The sequence below is a fragment of the Streptomyces sp. NPDC088197 genome, assembly GCF_044741185.1.
Taxonomy (GTDB): Bacteria; Actinomycetota; Actinomycetes; order Streptomycetales; family Streptomycetaceae; genus Actinacidiphila.
Genome location: NZ_JBIUSD010000017.1, coordinates 38,109 through 52,577 on the forward strand (window position 1 = coordinate 38,109; position 14,469 = coordinate 52,577).

Consider the following 14,469-nt stretch of genomic DNA (forward strand, 5'->3'; position numbering starts at 1 on the left):
CCGGGGCACGCGGGTCAGGTCTTGAGGAGCGCGACGCGGTTCTCCTCGATGTCGAAGTCGGCCTTCGGATAGGCCGGGTCGATCAGTTCGAGGTGTTCGAGGAGCAGCTTGGCGACCGCCCAGTTCCGGTACCACTTGCGGTCGGACGGCACGACGTGCCAGGGCGCGGCGTCGGTCGAGCAGCGCTCCAGGGCCACCTCGTACGCCTTCTGGTACGCGGGCCACAGGGCGCGCTCGCTGATGTCACCGGGGTTGAACTTCCAGTGCTTGTCCGGGTTGTCGAGCCGCTTCAGCAGCCGCTCGCGCTGCTTGTCGTAGCTGATGTGCAGGAAGACCTTGACGACGGTGACGCCGTCGTCGGCGAGCGACTGCTCGAAGCGGTTGATGACGCTGTAGCGGCGGCTCCAGGTGGCGCGCGGCACGAGGTCGCGCACGCGGGCGATGAGCACGTCCTCGTAGTGTGAACGGTCGAAGACGCCCAGCTCGCCGGGGCGGGGCAGCGCGCGGCGGATGCGCCACAGGAAGGGGTGCTGGCGCTCCTCCTCGGTGGGCGCCTTGAACGCGGTGACGCGGATGCCCGACGGGTTCAGCCCGGAGGACACGTGCTTGACGGTGCCGCCCTTGCCCGAGGTGTCCATGCCCTGGAGCACCAGCAGCACGCAGTGCGGGTCGCCCGCGGTGCTCTGCGCCCACAGCCGTTCCTGGAGCTCGGCCAGCCGGGCGCGCAGTTCCGCGGTCGCGGCCAGGGCCGTCGCCTTGTCGCGCGGGCCGCCGGGGGTCGCGGAGGGGTCGTACGCCCGCAGGTTGACCGGTCCGCCGCCGGGCGGCACGCGCAGCAGGGAGCGCAGGCCCGGGTCCTTCTGCGCCTTCTTGGCGGCGGCGTCGGCGTGCTTGCCGCCCCGGCCGTCCTCGTGCGCGTGCCGGTCCACGTGCGCGTGCTCGGCGCCGTGCTTGCCCTTGCCCTTGCTCCCGCTCTTGGCCATGCACCGATCCTGCGCCGGATCAGCGGTCTCCGCCAGTGCCGGTCAGCTTCTCGGCGTCCCGCGCGAGCGCGGTGAGCCGGGAGACGGCGCGGAAGTACTTCTTGCGGTAGCCGCCCGCCAGCATGTCCTGGCCGAAGACGCGGTCGAAGGGCACGCCGGAGGCCAAGACGGGGATCTCGCGGTCGTAGAGCCGGTCGGCGAGCACCACCAGGCGCAGCGCGGTCGCCTGGTCGGTGACGGGTTCCACGCCGCGCAGGAAGACGGCGCCGACGCCGTCGCAGAGCGCGCCGTAGCGGCTGGGGTGGACGGTGGCCAGGTGCGCGGCCAGCGCGCCGAAGTCGTCGAGCGCGGCGCCGGGTGTGACGGCCGCGGCGGCGGTGACCTGCTCGTCGGTGTGCGGGGTCGGCGCCTCGGGCAGGCCGCGGTGCCGGTAGTCCTCGCCGTCGATCCGCAGGCTGGTGAAGCGGGCGGACAGGCCCTGGATCTCCCGCATGAAGTCGGCGGAGGCGAAGCGGCCCTCGCCGAGCTTGCCGGGCAGCGTGTTCGACGTCGCCGCCAGCCGTACGCCCGCGTCGGCGAGCTTGCCGAGGAGCGTGGACACCAGCACCGTGTCGCCCGGGTCGTCCAGTTCGAACTCGTCGATGCAGACCAGCCGGTGGTCGCTGAGCGCCGCCACCGCGTGCTGGAAGCCGAGGGCGCCGACCAGATTGGTCAGCTCCACGAACGTGCCGAACGCCTTGCGCTCGGCGGGCGCCGGGGTGGCGTGCCACAGCGACGCCAGCAGGTGGGTCTTGCCGACGCCGTAACCGCCGTCGAGGTAGACCCCGCCGGGGCCGCCGGGCGCGGGCGCCTCCCGCCGGAACCACCGCTTGGGCGTCGGCGCGGCCGTCAGCGACGCCGCGAAACCGGCCAGGGCCCGTACGGCCGCGGCCTGGCTGGGCTGATTCGGGTCGGGCACGTAGGTCTCGAACCTGACGCCGTCGAACCGCGGCGGCGGCACCATCTCCGCCACCAATCGCTCCACCGGCACATGCGGCGTGCGCGCGCTGAGTGACACGGGCCCGCCATCGCCGCCTATCGCGGCACTCCCAGACGAAACGACAGAGGTCGACACAGCTCACCAGCGTAGTGCCTCCCGGTTCCGCCCCCGCCGGCATGTGTCCGACCCCACGCGTACGGGAGCGGCGGGCCGAGGGCGCCGACCGGCCCGTAGCGGCGCGGCGTGGGAGACTTCGGGGATGCGACGGCTCTATCCCGTAGCGGGAGCGAACGATTCGGCCGGGCTGGAGACACCGCTCGGTCTGGCGGACGCGTACGCGTACCCCGAACGGGGAGCGGGCCCGTACCTCCGGGCCAACATGGTGTCGTCGCTGGACGGCGCGGCCCGGTACGACGGCAGGTCGGCGCCGCTGTCGTCGGAGGCGGACATGCGGGTCTTCGGCGTGCTCCGCGCGCTGGCCGACGTGGTGCTGGTGGGTGCGGAAACGGTTCGCCTGGAGGGCTACCGGCCCGCGAGGGCCCGTGAGGTGTTCGCGGCGCGCAGGGCGGCGGACGGCCAGACCCCGGCCGCCGCCGTCGCGGTGATCAGCCGCGGACTCGATCTGGACTTCACGACACCGCTGTTCACCGCGCCGGTCACCCCCACCCTGGTGCTGACCGGCGCGTCGCCGCCCGCCGACCGTGCCGCCGCCGCCCGCGCGGCGGGCGCCCATGTGGTCGTCGCGGGCGACGGCGAAGGCGTCGACCCGGTCCGCGCGGTGCGCGAGTTGGCCGCGCTGGGCCACACGCGGCTGCTCCACGAGGGCGGCCCGCGGGTCCTCGCGCAGTTCGCCGCGGCCGGCACGCTGGACGAACTGTGCCTGACCGTCGCCCCGGTGCTCGGGGGCGGCGACGCGCCCCGGATCATGCACGGCCCCGACGTTCCGGGCCCGGCCCGCCTCGTCCCGCGCTCCGTCCTGGAGGAGGACGGCTTCCTGTTCACCCGTTACGTCCGGGCCTGACCGCCCGACCGTCCCACCGACACCCCTCATGCCACCCACCTGACCAGCGGCGCGCCGCACGGTGGAACCGCGACCGAAAAAAGCGGATTCCCTCGTTCCGTTTTGCTCCGCGCGGGAACACTTACCCGAGTGCCCCGCGAAGATCGGGGCAGGATTGTTCCAACGCCGGCCCGGTGGCCCCGACGAAGCACGAGAAAGAAGGACGCGTCCGTGTTCACGACCGTACTCATGATCGAGAAGCCGCTCGCACCGGCCGACGTGGAGCTCGTCACCTCTCTCCACGGCGACGAGCAGGTCTCCTTCGTCGTGCTCATGCAGCCACGCGGCGACCAGGACCGGCTGTTGCGGGCCGTGGACGACGTGGCGCTCGGCTATCTGGATGACGCCGCGCACGAGGACCGCGAGCCGGAGGGCGACGACGCCACCCCGGTCGCGGAGCGGGCCCTGGCGCACTCCCTGGAGGCGCTGCGCGCCTCCGGCGCGGAGGCGGTGGGCCGGATCGTCGACAAGCACCCGCTCGACCTGCTGCGCACGGTCGTCGAGGAGACCAACGCCGACGAGGTCATCGTGCTCACCGCGCCGCACTTCGTGGAGGAGTTCTTCCACCGCGACTGGACGTCGCGGGCGCGGCACAAGGTGGGGGTGCCGGTGCTGAAGCTCTTCGCCGAGCACGATTAGGCGCAGCGCGCGATGAGGCGCCGAGCGCGATGAGCCGCAGGGCGCGATGAGCCGCAGGGCGCGATGAGGCGGCGAGCGCGATGAGGCGGCGCCGCGCCGCCCGGCGGCTCGGGCGTCGTGTGTCCCGGGCACCCCTTGCAGAAACGTCTCGCCGGGCGGGGGGTGTCATGGGCGCGCGGTCAGGGTCGGCGCGCGGTGCCACGGGCGCGCGGGCAGCGCCGGCGGAAGGTGCCACGGGTGCGCGGGCAGAGTCGTCCGCGCGCCCGGAGGTGCGAGAATCAGGACCCGGTCAATAAACGAACCACGCACATCTCCGGGAGACCTCCGTATGAGCCCGTCCGTTCCCCCCGCCATGGACCGACCGCACTTCATCGGCATCGGCGGCGCCGGAATGTCGGGGATCGCGAAGATCCTCGCGCAGCGCGGGGCGCGGGTGGCGGGCAGTGACTCACGTGAGTCGGAGACGGCGGGCGCGCTGCGCGCGCTCGGCGTGACCGTGCACATCGGCCACGACGCGGCGCACCTGGCGCAGGACGCCACCTCGGTGGTCGTCTCCAGCGCGATCCGCCCGGAGAATCCGGAGCTGGCGGCGGCCCGCGAGCGCGGCGTCCCCGTCGTGCACCGCAGTGACGCGCTGGCCGCGCTGATGGAGGGCACCCGGCCGATCGCGGTCGCGGGCACCCATGGCAAGACCACCACCACCTCGATGCTGGCGGTCGCGCTGACGGCGCTCGGCAGCGAGCCGTCGTACGCGATCGGCGGCGACCTGGACGCGCCCGGCTCGAACGCGCACCACGGCGGCGGCGAGATCTTCGTCGCGGAGGCCGACGAGAGCGACCGCAGCTTCCACACGTACGCGCCCGAGGTCGCGATCATCCTCAACGTGGAGCTCGACCACCACGCCAACTACGCCTCGATGGACGAGATCTACGACTCCTTCGAGACCTTCGTGGGGAAGATCCGCCCCGGCGGCACACTGGTGATCTCCGCCGACCAGCCGGGCGCCGTCGAGCTGACGAAGCGGGTACGGGACATCGGCGGTCTGACGATCGTGACGGTCGGCGAGGCCGAGACCGCCGACGTACGCATCACGAAGGTCAACCCGCGCGGGCTGACCAGCGAGGTCACCGTCGTCATCGACGGCCGCCCGCTGACCTTCACCGTCTCCGTGCCGGGCCGCCACTACGCGCACAACGCCGTCGCCGCGCTCGCCGCGGGCACCGCGATCGGCGCCCCGACCCGGAATCTGGCCTCGGCCCTCGCGAAGTACACCGGCGTCAAGCGGCGCCTCCAGCTCAAGGGCGAGGCGGCGGGCGTCCAGGTCATCGACTCCTACGCCCACCACCCGACCGAGATGGCCGCCGACCTGGAGGCGATCCGCGGCGCCGCCGGGGACGCCCGCGTCCTGGTCGTCTTCCAGCCGCACCTCTTCAGCCGCACCCGCGAGCTGGCCACCGAGATGGGCGCCGCCCTCGCCCTCGCCGACGCCTCCGTCGTCCTCGACATCTACCCGGCCCGCGAGGACCCGATCCCCGGTGTGACCAGCGCACTCATCATCGACGCGGCCCGCGCGGCGGGCGCCGACGTGACCGCGGAACACGACAAGCAGGCGGTACCGGACGTGGTCGCAGGAATGGCGAAGCCGGGTGATCTCGTTCTCACCATGGGCGCGGGCGACGTGACCGACCTCGGTCCCCTGATTCTCGCCCGCCTCGGCAGCTGAGGAGACCTCCATGTCCTACGAAGTCAGCAAGTCCGACGAGCAGTGGCGCGCCGAGCTGTCGCCGGAGGAGTACGCGGTCCTGCGCAAAGCCGGTACCGAGCGGCCCTTCGTCGGCGAGTACACCGACACGAAGACGACCGGCGTCTACGCCTGCCGTGCCTGCGGTGCCGAGCTCTTCCGCTCCGACACCAAATTCGAGTCCCACTGCGGCTGGCCCTCCTTCTACGACCCTGCCGACACCGACGCCGTCGAACTCATCGAGGACCGCACCCTCGGGATGATCCGCGTCGAGGTCCGCTGCGCCCGCTGCGGCTCCCACCTGGGCCACGTCTTCGAAGGCGAGGGCTACGGCACACCGACCGACCAGCGCTACTGCATCAACTCCATCTCCCTGACCTTGACCCCCACGGAGTAACCCCTCCGGGGGGGCCGTGCGCCTCCGGCGGGGGGCAGCCTTTCAGCGCCGCGGGGACGCGCGACCAGCCCCCGCGGCGGAACGGGCCCCGAAGCGGCGCTGGGGGCACCTCCCGGCCGAAGGCTGGGGGAGGAACTGCGCGGCCGGCCACGACGGCGGGGCACTGTCCCCACAGACGGAACGGGCCCCGAAGGGGCGCGAGGAACTGCGCGACCCGCCCCCACCGGCCGGTGGTCCGGAGACAACCGAACCGCCCCGCCGGGGCGGGCGGTGCCCCTGCGGGAGCATCGTGGCTGGCACGACGGCATCGGCGGGCGCCACCAGCTCCGGCGTGGCCGCCGCGGCCGCCGCCGCTTCCGTACGGACCGACGCCGCACGCCACGGCGGATCGGCGTCCAGCAGCGGGTGGCAGACTGGGGCGGTGAGCAGCCCCTTCCAGCACCAGGCCGCCGACCGCGACGCGGCACCCCAGTTCGTCCTCCCGCTCGTCGTCCGGATCGAGCGCGACGCGCCCCCGACCCGTACCGACGCTCTGGAGACGGCGGCGCGCGCCGTCCTCACCCTGCTCTGCGACGAGCGCGCGACAGCCGACGACGGCGAGTGGGCGCAGGCGGTACGGGACTGGCAGGACGCCAGGATCCGCAAGGTCGTACGGCGGGCGCGCGGAGCGGAGTGGCGGCGGGCGGCGGCCCTGCCGGGCATCACGGTGACGGGATCGGGATCGGGGTCCGCGTCGGGATCGGTGCCGGGGGCGGACACGGAAGCGGGTACGGCCGATGTGCCGCCCGCCGAAGTGCGGGTCTACCCGCCCGTGCCGCTCGACGGCTGGCCGAAGGAACTGGCCAAACTCCAGGTCTCCGGCACGGAGTTGGACGACCCGCAGCCGCCGTCACCGCTCGAACCCGGCGACCCGCGCCCCGTGCTGTGGATGAATCCCGACGTCACCATGTCGGCCGGGAAGGCCATGGCCCAGGCCGGACACGGCGCCCAACTCGCCTGGTGGGAGCTGTCGGACGCCGACCGCGACGCCTGGCGCGCCGCCGGTTTCCCCCTGGCCGTCCGCACCCCCTCCCCCGCCCTGTGGACCCGCCTGAGTGCCTCCTCGCTCCCCGTCGTCCGCGACGCGGGCTTCACCGAGGTCGCCCCGGGCTCCGCCACCGTCGTCGCGGACCACCCGTCCCTGCGCGCGCGTCCCGCCCCCGGCACGCTCTGACGGGCCCCGCCAGCCCGATCGCGGAGTTATCCACAGGCCGAGAACGCGGTGTCGGCGGAGTCCGGTAGAAATCCCTCATGTGGATTCTTCTGCTGCTCGTCGCGTGTGCCGCGGCGACCGCCGCCGGCGCGCGCCTGTGCCTGGCCGGGGTCGCCGCGGCCGGTGGAGCGCCCGGAGAGCGGCGGCCCACGGACGGCGTCGAACTCGGGCGGTACGAAACGGCGTTCCCGGCCGGAGGCCGTACGCGCGCTCGGCGAGCGGCTGGTGGCCGCCGGGCTCGGGGTTCCCGCGGCGGCACGCGAACGGCTCGCGGCGGGGGTGCGGCAGGTGCGCGGCGCCACCGGGCTGACGTTGGCGATGGCGGTGGCCACCGTCGCGCTGAACGGGTCGGTCCGTGCGCCGGACGGCACGCCGCGCTGCTCTGGTACGTGCTGCCGCTGCTGCTGACGGGGGCGTGCGTCGAGGTCTATCCGTACACGCGGTGGGCGGCCCCGGCCGGGCAGGAGGCGCTCCGGGGGATACCCCGGGACGCGCCGCCGCTGTCGGCCCTGGCCGCCCGTGGGCCGCGCACGCCGCGCGACCCCGCGATACGGGCGCTGCTGCGTCAGGCCAGGCCCGCGACCAGGTCGGCGATCTCGCGGCGCCGGCCGGTGTAGAAGGGGACTTCCTCGCGGACGTGCAAGCGGGCCTCGGAGGCGCGCAGGTGCCGCATGAGGTCGACGATCCGGTACAGCTCGTCGGCCTCGAAGGCCAGGATCCACTCGTAGTCGCCGAGCGAGAAGGACGCGACGGTGTTCGCCCGCACGTCGGGGTAGCCACGGGCCATCTTGCCGTGGTCGGCGAGCATCCGGCGGCGGTCCTCGTCCGGCAGCAGGTACCAGTCGTAGGAGCGCACGAAGGGATAGACGCTGACCCACTCGCGCGGCGTCTCATCGGCGAGGAAGGCCGGAACATGCGACTTGTTGAACTCCGCCGGGCGGTGCAGCGCCATGTTGGACCACACCGGCTCCACCGCGCGCCCCAGCTTGGTGCGGCGGAAGAGGTTGTACGCCTCCTGCAACTCCTCGGCCGTCTCCGCGTGCCACCAGATCATCAGATCGGCGTCGGCCCGCAGCCCCGAGACGTCATAGGTCCCGCGGATCGTGATGTCCTTGGCGGCGAGCTGCGCGAACAGCTCCTCGACCTCGTCCGCGTACCCGCCGCGGTCCTCGGGCAGGGTGTCGCGCAGTCGGAACACCGACCAGAGCGTGTAGCGAATGACCTCGTTGAGGTCCTTGGCCTTCTTCCCCGCGTTGGGGGCCTTCGCCGACGTGGCGTCGGCGGAATCGGAAGCGCGGTCGGCAGTCGAGTCGGTCATACCCCCCATTCTCCCGCGCCCCCCGACGCTCCCGGCACCAGGGTCCCCCACGACGCCCGCGCGGCCGCCCGGCGCGGAGCCGTTCAGCCCCGCGGCAGCAGCTCGGCCGCGGCGCGGTGGGCTCCGGCGATGCAGGCGGGGATGCCGACGCCGTCGTACGCGGCGCCGCAGGCGGCCAGGGCGGGGAGCTTGGTGAGGTGTTCGCGGACGCGGGCGACGCGGGCGAGGTGGCCGACCGGGTACTGGGGCAGACCCGCGGTCCAGCGGGTGACGCGGGCCGCGATCGGGGCGGCGCGCAGGCCCACGGCGGCCTCCAGGTCGTCGCGGGAGAGGCGGACGAGGTCGGTGTCGTCCCAGGCGAGGTCCGCCTCGTCGCCGTGGCGGCCGATGGAGGTGCGCAGGACGACGGTGTCGCCGCCTGCCTCGCCGAGCCAGCCCCATTTGCGGCTGGAGAAGGTGGACGCCTTGATGGTGCGGCCGTCGACCGGCGGGACGAGGAAGCCGCTGCTGTTGGGCAGCCGTGTCATCTCACGGCGGCGGAAGGCCATGGTGACCAGCGCCATGCCCGCGTATTCGACGGTGTCCAGTTCGGCCGCGGCGGCGGGCGACTCGGCGGCGAGCAGCCGGGCCGCGGTCGGCGCGGGCACGGCGAGCACCACGGCGTCGGCCTCCAGCGCGCGGCCGTCGAGGCCGACCTGCCAGCCGTGCGGGGTGCGCCGCAGCTCGCGTACGGGCGCGTCGGTCTCGATGGTGACGCCCGCGGCGCGGCACGCCTCGGCGACCGCGAGCGGCAGCCGTCCGACGCCGCCGCGGATGCCGTTGAAGACCGGTCCCGCGCCGCCCGCCCTGGCCGCGGCCCGGCGCTGGATGTCGCGGGCCGCCTCGATCAGGGAGCGCCCGGTGCGCATGGCCTCGAAGAGCTGCGGCACCGCGGCGCGCAGCGAGATCTCGTAGGCGTTGCCCGCGTAGACGCCGCCGAGCAGTGGTTCGACGAGCCGGTCCACGACCTCGTGGCCGAGCCGGGCGGCGACGAAGGCGCCGACCGCGACATCGTCGCCGAGTTCGGTGCGCGGCAGTACGTGGTCCAGCGGGAGCCTGGCGAGACCGGCGGCGGACAGCACACCGGACGAGGCGAGCGGCCCGAGGTCGCCGGGCACGCCCATGACGTGTCCCTTGGGCATGGGCCGCAGCTTGCCGCGGGTCCACAGCGCGGCGCCGAGCACCGCGGGCGGCTCCAGGTCGTCGCCGAGCCCGACCTCGCGGGCCAGGGCGATCGCCTCGGGGCGGCGGGCCAGCATCGACTCGGCGCCGAGGTCGACCGGCACCCCGGCGATCTCGTCGGCGTACAGCTTGCCGCCCAGCCGCGACGACGCCTCCAGCAGCGTGACGCGGACGCCCGCGCCCGCCAGCCGGTGCGCCGCGGCGAGTCCGGAGATTCCGCCGCCGATGACGATCGCGTGTTCAGGAGCGCCCGTGCCGTTGTGCGTCTGGCTCATGCGTCCACTGTCTCAGACTCCGTTCCGAGTTCCGAACGTGATCCCATCGCTACCGCGGGACCGCAACCCGGCGCGGACCATCCACGTCCAACTGTCACTACAGGTCACTAGGCGGGCCTCACGAGGCTCGCACCTGGGGGGAATTGACGTGAGGACACACAGACCCGGAGCGCCGCGCACCGGGCGCGCGCACCACGCCGGCCTGCGCGGACGGCGGCTGGCCGCCGTCCCGGCCGCGCTGCTGCTGGCCGCCTCGCTCGCGGTCGCCGGGTGCAGCAGCGAAAGCGGCGGCGCTTCCGACAAAGCCGCCGCCCCGGCGGCCCGCGGCCAGGACGACAGCGGCAGCGACTCGATGAAGAACGGCGGCAGCGGAACGGACGCCGGGAACGCGCCTTCCGGTACGCCCGGTTCCGCGTCGGACAAGGCCGCCACCACCGGCAACAACGCCAAGCCGTCCGCGCCCAGCTACCTCGTCCGTACGGCCCACCTGACCGTCCGCACCCCGAAGGTGGGCGACGCGCTCGACAAGGCCCGCGCGATGGTCGCCGACGCGGGCGGTTACGCGGGCACCGAGGACACCTCGGTCGACGCCGGGGGCCACGAGCAGTCGACGATCCAGCTCCGGGTGCCGCCCGCGGCGTACGACGGTCTGCTGACCCGGCTGGCCGGGCTCGGCACGCTGATGGAGCGCAAGGTCGGCGTCGAGGACGTCACCGGCCAGGTGGTCGACGTACAGAGCCGGATCAAGTCGCAGCAGGCCAGTGTGGCGCGGGTGCGCAAGCTGATGGACCAGGCGGGCTCGCTCAGCGACGTGGTGTCGCTGGAGCGCGAACTGAGCACGCGCGAGGCCGACTTGGAGTCCCTCCAGGCGCAGCAGGCGGCACTGCGGGAGCGGACGGATCTGGCCACGGTGACGCTGCGGCTGGTCGAGCCGCCGGTGAAGCACGTCGCGGCGAAGCCGAAGCACGAGGACGGTTTCTGGACGCAGGTCGGCCACGCGCTGGGCGGCGGCTGGCACGCCTTCTACGTGACGATCCGCGGTGTGCTGGTCGTCCTGTCGGCCGTGCTGCCGTTCCTGGTGGTCGCGCTGGCCGGCTTCATCGGCTACCGACTGGTGCGCCGCCGCTGGCCCCGGCAGGAGCCGCCGACGATGGCGCCGCGCCCCTGGAGCCCGTCCTCGCACGCGCCGATCCACCCGCAGCGCACGCCCTCCACGGCTCCGGCGGGTACGGACGCGCCGGAGCGTGCGGAGGAGCCGCCGACGGACTGAGCCGTCACACCTCGGTCGAGGTGTGCACGAAGTCGACGAGACGGGTGAGAGCGTCCGGGTCGGTGCTGGGCAGGACACCGTGGCCGAGGTTGAACACATGGCCGGTGGCCGGGGCCGCGTCCAGCACCTCCCGGGCCTTCGCCTCGACGGCCGCCGTCGGGGCGAAGAGCACCGACGGGTCGAGGTTGCCCTGGAGCGCCTTGCCGGGACCGACCCGACGGCCCGCCTCGTCCAGCGGCACCCGCCAGTCGACGCCGACGACGTCCGCGCCCGCCTCGCCCATCAGACCGAGCAGTTCGCCGGTGCCGACGCCGAAGTGGATGCGCGGGACGCCGTAGTCCTCGACCGCGTCGAAGACCTTCACCGACGCGGGCATCGCGTAGCGCCGGTAGTCGACGGGCGCGAGCGCCCCCACCCACGAGTCGAAGACCTGGACGGCGCTCGCGCCCGCCTCGATCTGCACCTTCAGGAAGCCCACGGTGATGTCGGCGAGCAGGTCCAGCAGGTCACGCCACAGCTCGGGGTCGCCGTACATCAGCGCCTTGGTCCGCTCGTGGTTGCGCGACGGGCCGCCCTCCACGAGGTAGCTGGCCAGCGTGAAGGGCGCGCCCGCGAATCCGATCAGTGGCGTCTCGCCGAGTTCGGCCGTCAGCAGGCCGATCGCCTCGGTGACGTAACCGACGTCCTCGGGCTCCAGCGCCCGCAGCCGCTTCAGGTCCTCCCGCGTACGGATCGGGTCCGCCACCACCGGGCCCACGCCGGGCTTGATGTCGAGATCGATCCCGATCGCCTTGAGCGGCACCACGATGTCGCTGAAGTAGACCGCCGCGTCGACCTTGTGCCGCCGCACCGGCTGCATCGTGATCTCGGCGATGAGGTCGGGCCGCGTGCACGAGTCCAGCATCGCGACGCCCTCGCGAATCTTCAGGTACTCGGGCAGCGAACGCCCGGCCTGCCGCATGAACCACACCGGCGTATGCGGCACGGGCTCGCGCCGACAGGCGCGGATGAACGGGGAAGCAGCGGTCTGCTGGTGCGCACTCACGCCGAGAATCCTCCCACGTCTCCCCCACCACCCCCACCAAGGGGGCTGCGCCCCTAGCACACGTCCGCGCGAGGGTCCTGCGCCCCGACGGCACCGCTGCGCAGGTGGGTTCGCCGGTGGGTGCGTTTGCGTGAGGGGCTGCGCCCCTGCGGCACCGCTGCGCGCTGGGGTTCGCCGCTGGGGTGCGTTTACGCAGGTGGGCTCGCCGGTAGCCAGCGAGCCGAAGGCGGCGCCGGTGTTGAAAGGGAGAACGCGCACAGCGACCGAGGAACGAGGGAGCGAGCACGATCGACCGTCGACACCGGATCTAAGCCGCCGGAGGCGAGAGGGCGGCAAAAAAAAGGGGGAAGGACGGTGAGCATAGAAAAGACGGCTCCCCCGCACGGTCCCCCGTACCGCTGACCCCACACAAGAGCGCCCCCCTTGACGTTCACCCCCCCACAGCCACCCCAGCGGCGAACCCCGCCGCGCAGTCGGGGGGTTGGGGGCGCGTGGCAGGCGCAAGGGTGCTCCTCGCGGGGAGCGGGAAGGCGCCCCGAAGGGCAATAAGGGTGTTGTTCCGAGCCCGGAGGGCATCGGCGGCTTAGTCTTCCGGGCATGGCAGCGGTTCACGGGCACCTCGGCGACGGCAGTGACGACGTCCCCCTCCCCTTTCGGCGCTCGGTGGACACCCTGCGCTCGGTGCGGGTGAGGCCGGAGGTCAGGATCGAGGAGACGGCCGCGCCGAAGCGGCTGGCGTCGTACGCGTACGCGCTGGAGGCGACGGTGCTGGCGGACGGCGAGGAGCTGGCCGACGGGCGGTTGGTGCTGCTGCACGAGCCGGACGGGCACGAGGCGTGGCACGGCGCGTTCCGCCTGGTGACGTTGGTGCGGGCCGAGTTGGAGCCGGAGATGGCGGGGGATCCGCTGTTGCCCGAGGTGAGCTGGTCCTGGCTGACCGGGGCGCTGGCGGCGCGCGGGGCGGCGTACAACGACCCGAGCGGTACGGTCTCGCGGGCGTCGTCGCACTACTTCGGCGCGCTGGCGGACCGGGTGGACGACACGCAGATCGAGATCCGGGCGTCGTGGACGCCGAGGGAGCGGGCGGGGGGCGCGCCCGAGGTGGCGGCGCACCTGGCGGCCTGGTGCGACCTGCTGTGCGCGTGCGCGGGTCTGCCGCCGTCGGAGGGCCCGGAGCCGTTGGTGCGCGGGGGCAGCGGCGTGGTGCCGATGCCGAAGCGCCGTACCTGAGTCCGTCAGACCGCCTCCGTAGCCCGGCGTACCGCCCCGGCCTGCGGTGACGTCACGCGCCCCCAATGACGCGCCCCCGCGCACTCCCCGGCGTATCGCGCGGCGCACTCACTTCTCGCATGTTCGATTTCTCGTCCGAATTGCCGGAAATGATCCTCAATAAATCGTGATCTTTCCCTAAAGGCCGGAGCAATTGCTGCCGAAGGAGATTGTGACCGTTTCAGTCCCCTTTGCCACAGGAGGCCCGGTGTCCGTTCTTCTCGAGCAGCCCACGAGCCTGGTCGCCTACCGCCCCAGCAAGCCGACGGCCATGGTCGTCGTAGCCGACCCCCGCGTCCGCTCCACTGTCACCCGACACCTGTGGGCTCTCGGGGTTCGCGACGTGATCGAGGCCTCGTCCATCGCCGAGGCCCGTCCCCGGGTCGGTAACCCCCGCGACATCTGCGTCGCCGATGTCCATCTCCCCGACGGCTCCGGCCTCACCCTGCTCGCCGAGACCCGCGCGGCAGGCTGGCCCAACGGCCTCGCACTCTCCGCCGCCGACGACATCGGCGCCGTGCGCAACGCGCTTGCCGGGGGGGTGAAGGGCTATGTCGTGACCGGCACCCGCAACAGCCCCGGCGGTCTCGCCACCCGGCCGGGACTGGCTCCGCTGGGCGCCACCGCGGCCCGTATGCAGCGCCGCCCGCCGGGCGCCCCCGGCCACCCCAGCGGCTACCGCGAGCTGTCCGGCCGCGAGGTCGAGGTCCTGCGGCTGGTCGCGGAAGGCCAGTCGAACAAGGCGATCGGCGTCTCCATGGGCCTTTCGGCGCTGACCGTCAAGAGCCACCTCGCCCGGATCGCCAGGAAGCTGGGCACCGGGGACCGCGCCGGCATGGTCGCGGTGGCCCTGCGCACCGGAATCATCCACTGAGGCCCCGGCCGTGAGCGACCCCCGGCGGAACGTTCCGCCGGGGGTCGTTTCGTATACGCGCGCCCGTATCCGCGCGTACGCCCGCCGTATACGCGCGCGCGTCGGCCGTCGTGGCGGTGCCGCGGCCCCGGCGCTCACGGACCCGG

The 14,469-nt window shown here is 73.5% G+C and carries 14 protein-coding genes; 9 read left to right on the forward strand and 5 right to left on the reverse strand.

Annotation, left to right across the window (positions count from 1 at the left end):
* Positions 1 to 14: 14 nt before the first annotated feature.
* Together ACIOC1_RS30115 and zapE are read right to left on the reverse strand one after the other, a co-directional pair.
* A complete protein-coding gene (locus ACIOC1_RS30115) occupies positions 15 to 983 on the reverse strand; it encodes a PPK2 family polyphosphate kinase (protein ID WP_391163889.1) in 969 nt (322 codons plus the stop codon).
* Between the two features lie 19 nt (positions 984 to 1,002).
* Positions 1,003 to 2,040, reverse strand: a complete 1,038-nt coding sequence (gene zapE / locus ACIOC1_RS30120; protein WP_391163888.1) for a cell division protein ZapE — start codon at positions 2,038 to 2,040, stop codon at positions 1,003 to 1,005.
* A 181-nt stretch (positions 2,041 to 2,221) separates the two neighbouring features.
* On the opposite strand from zapE, the gene ACIOC1_RS30125 reads away from it, so the two are divergent.
* The 6 genes from ACIOC1_RS30125 to ACIOC1_RS30150 all read left to right on the forward strand — a co-directional run bounded on the left by ACIOC1_RS30125 (position 2,222) and on the right by ACIOC1_RS30150 (position 7,459).
* Positions 2,222 to 2,983, forward strand: a complete 762-nt coding sequence (locus ACIOC1_RS30125; RefSeq protein WP_401857073.1) for a pyrimidine reductase family protein — start codon at positions 2,222 to 2,224, stop codon at positions 2,981 to 2,983.
* A 210-nt stretch (positions 2,984 to 3,193) separates the two neighbouring features.
* The gene (locus ACIOC1_RS30130; protein ID WP_355338685.1) at positions 3,194 to 3,661 is read left to right on the forward strand and encodes an indole-3-glycerol phosphate synthase; all 468 of its coding nucleotides are present in this window, start codon (positions 3,194 to 3,196) and stop codon (positions 3,659 to 3,661) included.
* A 328-nt stretch (positions 3,662 to 3,989) separates the two neighbouring features.
* On the forward strand, positions 3,990 to 5,384 hold the full coding sequence (murC, locus tag ACIOC1_RS30135) for a UDP-N-acetylmuramate--L-alanine ligase (RefSeq protein WP_401857076.1): 1,395 nt from the start codon (positions 3,990 to 3,992) through the stop codon (positions 5,382 to 5,384).
* Positions 5,385 to 5,394: 10 nt separating this feature from the next.
* A complete protein-coding gene (gene msrB / locus ACIOC1_RS30140; RefSeq protein WP_401857078.1) occupies positions 5,395 to 5,799 on the forward strand; it encodes a peptide-methionine (R)-S-oxide reductase MsrB in 405 nt (134 codons plus the stop codon).
* Positions 5,800 to 6,220: 421 nt separating this feature from the next.
* Positions 6,221 to 7,012 (forward strand): peptidyl-tRNA hydrolase, encoded by a 792-nt coding sequence (locus ACIOC1_RS30145; RefSeq protein WP_401857169.1) that lies wholly within the window; start codon positions 6,221 to 6,223, stop codon positions 7,010 to 7,012.
* 162 nt (positions 7,013 to 7,174) lie between these two features.
* Positions 7,175 to 7,459, forward strand: a complete 285-nt coding sequence (locus tag ACIOC1_RS30150) for a hypothetical protein (RefSeq protein ID WP_401857080.1) — start codon at positions 7,175 to 7,177, stop codon at positions 7,457 to 7,459.
* A 157-nt stretch (positions 7,460 to 7,616) separates the two neighbouring features.
* Here the strand turns inward: ACIOC1_RS30150 and hemQ are convergent, their stop codons facing one another.
* Together hemQ and hemG are read right to left on the reverse strand one after the other, a co-directional pair.
* Positions 7,617 to 8,369 (reverse strand): hydrogen peroxide-dependent heme synthase, encoded by a 753-nt coding sequence (hemQ, locus tag ACIOC1_RS30155; RefSeq protein WP_355338673.1) that lies wholly within the window; start codon positions 8,367 to 8,369, stop codon positions 7,617 to 7,619.
* Between the two features lie 83 nt (positions 8,370 to 8,452).
* Entirely contained in the window at positions 8,453 to 9,865 is a 1,413-nt protein-coding gene (gene hemG / locus ACIOC1_RS30160; RefSeq protein ID WP_401312164.1) for a protoporphyrinogen oxidase, read from the reverse strand.
* A gap of 148 nt (positions 9,866 to 10,013) precedes the next feature.
* Here hemG and ACIOC1_RS30165 point away from each other — a divergent pair, with 148 nt between their 5' ends.
* Positions 10,014 to 11,135, forward strand: coding sequence for a DUF4349 domain-containing protein (locus ACIOC1_RS30165; protein ID WP_401857082.1), 1,122 nt, complete (start codon positions 10,014 to 10,016; stop codon positions 11,133 to 11,135).
* A 4-nt stretch (positions 11,136 to 11,139) separates the two neighbouring features.
* Here the strand turns inward: ACIOC1_RS30165 and hemE are convergent, their stop codons facing one another.
* On the reverse strand, positions 11,140 to 12,180 hold the full coding sequence (hemE, locus tag ACIOC1_RS30170) for a uroporphyrinogen decarboxylase (protein ID WP_391048758.1): 1,041 nt from the start codon (positions 12,178 to 12,180) through the stop codon (positions 11,140 to 11,142).
* A gap of 597 nt (positions 12,181 to 12,777) precedes the next feature.
* Between hemE and ACIOC1_RS30175 the strand changes: the two genes are divergently transcribed.
* Together ACIOC1_RS30175 and ACIOC1_RS30180 are read left to right on the forward strand one after the other, a co-directional pair.
* A complete protein-coding gene (locus ACIOC1_RS30175) occupies positions 12,778 to 13,410 on the forward strand; it encodes a DUF3000 domain-containing protein (protein ID WP_188280407.1) in 633 nt (210 codons plus the stop codon).
* A gap of 247 nt (positions 13,411 to 13,657) precedes the next feature.
* Positions 13,658 to 14,323 (forward strand): LuxR C-terminal-related transcriptional regulator, encoded by a 666-nt coding sequence (locus ACIOC1_RS30180; RefSeq protein WP_188280408.1) that lies wholly within the window; start codon positions 13,658 to 13,660, stop codon positions 14,321 to 14,323.
* Positions 14,324 to 14,469 lie beyond the last annotated feature (146 nt).

What these genes read in the sequence shown, in the direction of transcription:
- ACIOC1_RS30125 (WP_401857073.1), top strand. Translation starts at nt 2,222, where the DNA reads ATGCGACGGCTCTATCCCGTAGCGGGAGCGAACGATTCGGCCGGGCTG.
- hemG (WP_401312164.1), bottom strand. Translation starts at nt 9,865, where the DNA reads ATGAGCCAGACGCACAACGGCACGGGCGCTCCTGAACACGCGATCGTC.
- ACIOC1_RS30115 (WP_391163889.1), bottom strand. Translation starts at nt 983, where the DNA reads ATGGCCAAGAGCGGGAGCAAGGGCAAGGGCAAGCACGGCGCCGAGCAC.
- hemQ (WP_355338673.1), bottom strand. Translation starts at nt 8,369, where the DNA reads ATGACCGACTCGACTGCCGACCGCGCTTCCGATTCCGCCGACGCCACG.
- ACIOC1_RS30175 (WP_188280407.1), top strand. Translation starts at nt 12,778, where the DNA reads ATGGCAGCGGTTCACGGGCACCTCGGCGACGGCAGTGACGACGTCCCC.
- murC (WP_401857076.1), top strand. Translation starts at nt 3,990, where the DNA reads ATGAGCCCGTCCGTTCCCCCCGCCATGGACCGACCGCACTTCATCGGC.
- msrB (WP_401857078.1), top strand. Translation starts at nt 5,395, where the DNA reads ATGTCCTACGAAGTCAGCAAGTCCGACGAGCAGTGGCGCGCCGAGCTG.